At 55.4% G+C, this 5,571-nt stretch carries 5 protein-coding genes; 4 read left to right on the top strand and 1 reads right to left on the bottom strand.

Features of this window, described 5'->3' with window-relative positions; genetic code table 11:
* The coding region (gene selD / locus B2W52_RS21175; RefSeq protein ID WP_286804028.1) for a selenide, water dikinase SelD at nucleotides 1-1,472 on the top strand (1,472 nt) is incomplete at its 5' end.
* Here the strand turns inward: selD and senB are convergent.
* Nucleotides 1,469-2,455, bottom strand: coding sequence for a selenoneine biosynthesis selenosugar synthase SenB (gene senB, locus B2W52_RS21170; RefSeq protein WP_008171581.1), 987 nt, complete (start codon nucleotides 2,453-2,455; stop codon nucleotides 1,469-1,471). The genes selD and senB overlap by 4 nt on opposite strands.
* A gap of 171 nt (nucleotides 2,456-2,626) precedes the next feature.
* On the opposite strand from senB, the gene B2W52_RS21165 reads away from it, so the two are divergent.
* The 3 genes from B2W52_RS21165 to B2W52_RS21155 all read left to right on the top strand — a co-directional run.
* Nucleotides 2,627-3,493, top strand: a complete 867-nt coding sequence (locus B2W52_RS21165; RefSeq protein WP_008171582.1) for a putative selenate ABC transporter substrate-binding protein — start codon at nucleotides 2,627-2,629, stop codon at nucleotides 3,491-3,493.
* On the top strand, nucleotides 3,493-4,143 hold the full coding sequence (locus B2W52_RS21160; RefSeq protein WP_008171583.1) for an ATP-binding cassette domain-containing protein: 651 nt from the start codon (nucleotides 3,493-3,495) through the stop codon (nucleotides 4,141-4,143). Before B2W52_RS21165 ends, B2W52_RS21160 begins: the two co-directional genes overlap by 1 nt.
* Nucleotides 4,144-4,156: 13 nt before the next feature.
* A partial coding sequence (locus B2W52_RS21155; protein WP_286804027.1) for a PhnE/PtxC family ABC transporter permease occupies nucleotides 4,157-5,571 on the top strand: 1,415 nt, incomplete at its 3' end.

Raw genomic sequence — 5,571 nt, 5'->3', positions numbered from 1 at the left:
GCCTGGCGCTGGACGATGGGCTGTTCCTGAGAGTACGCGATACCCTGCAAGTGGAGAATGACGACAGCATTTTTGCTGCTGGCGATATTGCCAACGTCTTGAATCACCCCCGAGAAAAAGCGGGGGTATTTGCGGTAAGACAGGGACCTCCCCTCGCCGACAACCTCAAGCGGCTTGCAACCGGCAAGGATCCGAAGGATTTTCATCCTCAGAAAAAGTGGTTAGCGCTAATCAGCACCGGGGACAAGTACGCTGTGGCTTCCCGGGGAGATTTGCAGTTCGACGGCGCCTGGGTCTGGCGCTGGAAAGACTGGATCGATCGCCGCTTCATGAAGAAGTTCAACGATCTGCCTCCAATGGAGGAAGAATCCAAACTGCCGGATACGGCTGCCGCACAGAATGTCAAGGAAGCCTCCCAGGCCATTTCGGCGGTTGCCATGCGTTGTGGTGGTTGTGGCGCCAAGGTGGGCAGCACCGTTCTTTCGCGTGCCCTGGGAGAGCTGAAACCCATCGAGCGGGACGATATCCTGATCGGCCTTCACGCCCCGGACGACGCCGCCGTTTTGACGGTGCCGCCCGGCAAAGCCGTGGTTCACACCGTGGATTTCTTCCGTGCGTTCATTGACGACCCCTACATCTTTGGCAAGGTGGCGGCCAATCATAGCCTCGGTGACGTCTTTGCCATGGGCGCCGAAGCCCAGAGTGCCACGGCCGTTGCCACGGTGCCTTACGGCATCGAGTCCAAGGTTGAGGATGTCGTCTATCAGATGATGTCTGGTGCTGTTGAAGTGCTGAACGAGGCAGGATGCGCGCTGGTTGGCGGGCACACCGGCGAGGGCAAGGAACTGGCCCTGGGCTTTGCAGTCAACGGCCTGATCGACCCGGAAGAAGTCATGAGCAAAGGTGGCCTGAAAGCGGGCGATGCCCTGATTCTCACCAAGCCCATCGGTACAGGCACCCTGTTTGCCGCTCACGCAAAGCTGGCGGCCAAAGGTCGGTGGATCGATTCCGCCCTCGCCTCCATGGTCCAGTCCAATAAGGCGGCAGCAGACTGCCTCAGGAAATTTGGATCAAAAGCCTGTACAGACGTTACCGGCTTCGGTCTCCTCGGGCATCTCGTTGAAATGACCAAGCCCTCGGGTGTGGATGCCGAACTGGACCTTTCTGCCATCCCGATCCTTCCGGGCGCGGAGGAAACAGCGGCAGCAGGGATCCTCAGTTCCCTGCAACCAGCAAACATCCGCTTGCGCCGGGGTATCCGGGATCAGGAAAAATGGGTAAATCATGCCCGATATCCCCTGATTTTTGACCCTCAAACGGCGGGTGGTCTGCTGGCAAGCGTTGCGGCGGACAAGGCAGAGGAGTGTGTACGGGAACTGAAAGCCCTGGGCTATCCGCACACAGCCATCATCGGCCGAATTACCGCCCAGGATGAATCGGGGCCCATCGAGCCTATTTCCCTGCGGGATTAACGTCCCTGTGAGCAGCGCTGCATTGCAAGGTGTAGCGCCTGCTCCAGGGATGCCTGTTCTTTTTCGGGCAGGAAACGCTCGGCCAGATTACCAACCTGGGCTTTGAGGCTTTCGAGAAACCCAGGTTCGGTCTCTGCGTGTTGCAGCAGACCGGCCAGCGCCTGTTCGTCGCCAACGGGAAAATATCCGGCATAGTCACGCCCCAGCAAACCAACATTGCCCGGAATGTCGGATGCCAACACCGGCAAGCCAGCCCGGCAGGCTTCGGAGACCACGTTTGCGCCACCCTCCATTACCGAGCTGATCACCATTAACTGGCTGTTCGCCATCAACTGCCGGGTGCGGGTTTTATCCAGCTCGCCGAGCCAGTGGAAGCGTGGATTTTCAGCCATTTCCCGCTCTGCTTTGTTGTGCCATGCGTCGTTGTGGGCCCTGCCGGCACAAAAAACCTGTACCTTCGAGTCCTTCGGAAGCAATCGTGCGGCATAAGCCGCCCTCAGAGAATCCTTTTCGTCCCGAAGATGACCAATCACACAAGCGCCAAAACTCTCTTTCGTGAGATCCGCTTGCGGCGCCGGAAAGGCCTCCGGCCCCTCAGCCGATTGGTATAGCGTGACCAATTTGCTGGCAAGGCCGGCGGGTATGTCGTGCGCTACCAAGTCGTGCAGACCAATAAGCGCATCGGCAGCGCCCATAGAATACCGGGTATCTTCCGGGTATTCGTGCTGGTGCTGATAGATATCCGTGCCGGTGAGAGCCACGATGAGCGGCTTTTCAGGCCAGGTTTCGCCGAAATGTCGTATGGCATCGACACTACGCCAGGCATGCAGGGCTATAAACGCATCGCAGGGTTCACCGTGGTATTCAGTAACCACGTCGACCGAGTGCCCGGCACTTTCCAGCAAGGTCTCCCACCGTTCCGCCGTTGCCCGGTTTCCTGCTTTCGAACCCGGCTGCGCCGGCGTGATCATTATCAGATGCATTGTCTTTGATTGAACCCAGCTTACTGAAAAATGAAGTGTTCGGCCCTGAGCCAATTAAACCCGCAAACCGTACAGCTGTTCAGAGTTAACCCAAATCAAGGTATCCTTCTGAAGCAGGAGTCGTTCGCTTCATCTCTGCACTGTAAATATCCATTCCAAAAAGGAAAAACCATGACCCACAATCTTATACGGAAATTGCTGATTATTGGTCTCTGTTCTCTTTTTTCAGCCGCCGTGACCGCGCAGACATTCATTTTTACGGCAATACCGGACGAAGATGAAACCAAGCTCGTCGAGCGTTTTCGCGGCATTGCGGACTACCTTTCCGAGGAACTGGATGCCGATGTGAAGTACATCCCCGTGAAATCCTATGCGGCTGCCGTTTCCGCCTTCCGGAATAACCAGGTGCAGCTGGCGTGGTTTGGCGGCCTGTCGGGTGTTCAGGCGAGATCACTTGTACCCGGTTCGCAGGCAATCGCACAGGGCACTGAAGACCAGGCCTTCTACGTCTATTTTATTGCTCATGAGAGCACCGGCCTGGATCGTCAGGATAGCCTGCCAGAAGACGTACGCGGTAAGACCTTTACCTTCGGATCAAAGGGCTCAACGTCGGGACGATTGATTCCGGAGTACCTCATCCGCGAAACGTTTGGCGAAGCACCTGAAGATGTCTTTTCTCGCGTCGGCTACAGCGGCAACCACACTCGCACCCTCCGTCTGGTCGAGTCCGGCACCTACGAAGTGGGCGCGATGAACTTCGCGGTCTGGGAAAAAGAACTGGAAAACGGAAACATTGATACCGACGCCGTGAAGGTCATCTGGAAAACACCCGGGTTCCCGAATTACCAATGGAGCATCCGTGGCGACGTGGATGAAAACTACGGCGAAGGCTTTACCGATCGCGTTCGCGAAGCCCTGCTCTCGCTTGATGATCCCGAGCTGCTTGAGAGCTTCCCGCGTTCTGATTTTATTCCCGCTTCAAACGACGATTATGAGCCGATTCGCAAAGTAGCGAAAGAAATCGGAATCATTGATTGATGGCAGGCTTTGATCTCTCAGGCCTGACGGCCTCTTTTGGGGGTGAGCGGGTAATCGGGCCCCTCACCCTCAAGGTAAAGGAAGGAGATCAGGTTGCCCTGGTCGGTAAGAGTGGTGCAGGTAAATCCACTCTTATCCGACTTATTCACCAGCGAGTGGATGGCCAGTCATCTCTTGTGCCTCAGGAGCTTGGCCTGGTAAACGCCCTTCCTGTATTTCACAACGTTTTCATGGGCCAGCTCGACAAGCATGCCACCTGGTACAACACCATTACCCTTGTGCGGCCATTCAAACAGGACAGAAAACAGGTCCTGGAGCTTCTGGACGCATTGAGAATGTCTGAAAAACTCTGGATTCCCACAGCTTCGCTCTCGGGCGGGCAGCGTCAAAGGGTGGCCATTGCCAGAGCCCTTTATCGCAACGCCCCGGTCTTATTGGCAGATGAACCCATCTCCGCACTGGACGGCCCCATGGCGCATCACGTTATGCAATTGCTGCGAGATCGCTTCAAAACCAGTGTTATCGCTCTTCACGATGTGGAAATGGCGATGAAGTACTGTAACCGCATTGTTGGCATACAGAATGGGCAGGTCGCCCTTGATGAGCCTACTGACCAATTGGCGGCCGCAGACATCATGTCGTTGTATTAGGATCTGTCGAGCGATGCTCTCCTACCCAACTGTTCGCACCAGCCTGATCTTTCTTGCTATTGCGCTTGTGGGGCTGTTGTTTGCCGATATTGCGATCACCGCAAACAATCCCTGGCGGGATCTGGGCAACTTTTTCCTGGGTGTACTCACTCCGAACTTTTTCAGCAGCGAAGGTCTTCTTACCGCCTTATTGCGAACAGTGGCCTTCGCCTTTGTTGGGGTGACCGTTGGCGGGGTTTGCGGATTTTTTCTGGCTCTGGTGTACCGATTCCTCCCGGTGCGGGTGTTTTGTGCTTTCATCAGGGCGATTCATGAGCTCTTTTGGGCTCTTATTTTTTTGCAGTTTTTCGGTTTCCACCCCCTGACGGGCGTGTTGGCGATTGCGATACCTTATTCCGGCATCTTCGCCAAGGTTTACTCCGAGATTCTCGAGGAAGCTGACCCGGAGCCGGGCAGGCTCTTGCCACCGGGAACAGGAACTATCGCGGCGTTTCTGTATACCAGGATTCCTGATTGCTGGGTCCAATTGAGAACCTACACCGCCTATCGCCTTGAATGCGGGCTGCGTTCGAGTGCCATACTCGGATTTGTGGGCCTGCCAACTCTGGGGTTTTATTTGGAAACCTCTTTTTCCCAGGGGATGTACTCCGACGCCGGCGCAATGTTGATCCTCTTTTACGTGCTCATTGCCACAATTCCACTATGGGTAAGACCCAAGTTGTTACCCGTGTATATCGTGGGGGCTCCGTTTTTCCTTGGCGATGGCTTGCCCATCGTCTGGGGTAATGTTGAACGGTTTTTCACCGAGGATATTGTCCCCAGCCCACTCAGGGATGGAGAGGGCCTGGCCGGCCTTTTACCGTGGCTGAATGAACTGATGATCGAGCAGGCACTGCCTGGCATCTGGAATACTGTGGTTCTCACTCAGATTGCGCTGGTGGCCACGGGTATCCTCACCCTGCTGGCGTTCCCCCTGATCTCAAATCATTTTGGCGGCCCTATACGTCGAACCTCCGGCCATATTTTTCTAGTAATTGCCCGATCAACCCCTGAGTACATCCTGGCCTACATACTCCTGCAACTCTGGGGACCTTCCATGCTTCCTGCGGTGGTTGCATTGGCCCTTCACAATGGCGGCATCATAGGCCACCTGATTGGCCGGCAAACCAACACGATCCGTTTGAGATCCGATGCTCCCAAAGGCTTTAATCGCTATAGCTGGGAACTCGTGCCCCGGATCTACCGATCATTTCTGGCGTTTCTATTTTATCGCTGGGAAATCATCATGAGAGAAACTGCAATCCTTGGTATTCTCGGCATCTACACCCTTGGCTTTTACGTTGATAGCGCGATACAGAGTATCCGGTTCGACCAGGCAATGGTTCTGATCCTGATAACGGCCATGCTTAACATCGGCGTAGACATCCT

Source organism: Marinobacter sp. UBA2498, from assembly GCF_002341575.1.
Classification (GTDB): domain Bacteria; phylum Pseudomonadota; class Gammaproteobacteria; order Pseudomonadales; family Oleiphilaceae; genus Marinobacter; species Marinobacter manganoxydans.
This window is presented reverse-complemented; position numbering and strand designations above follow the sequence as displayed.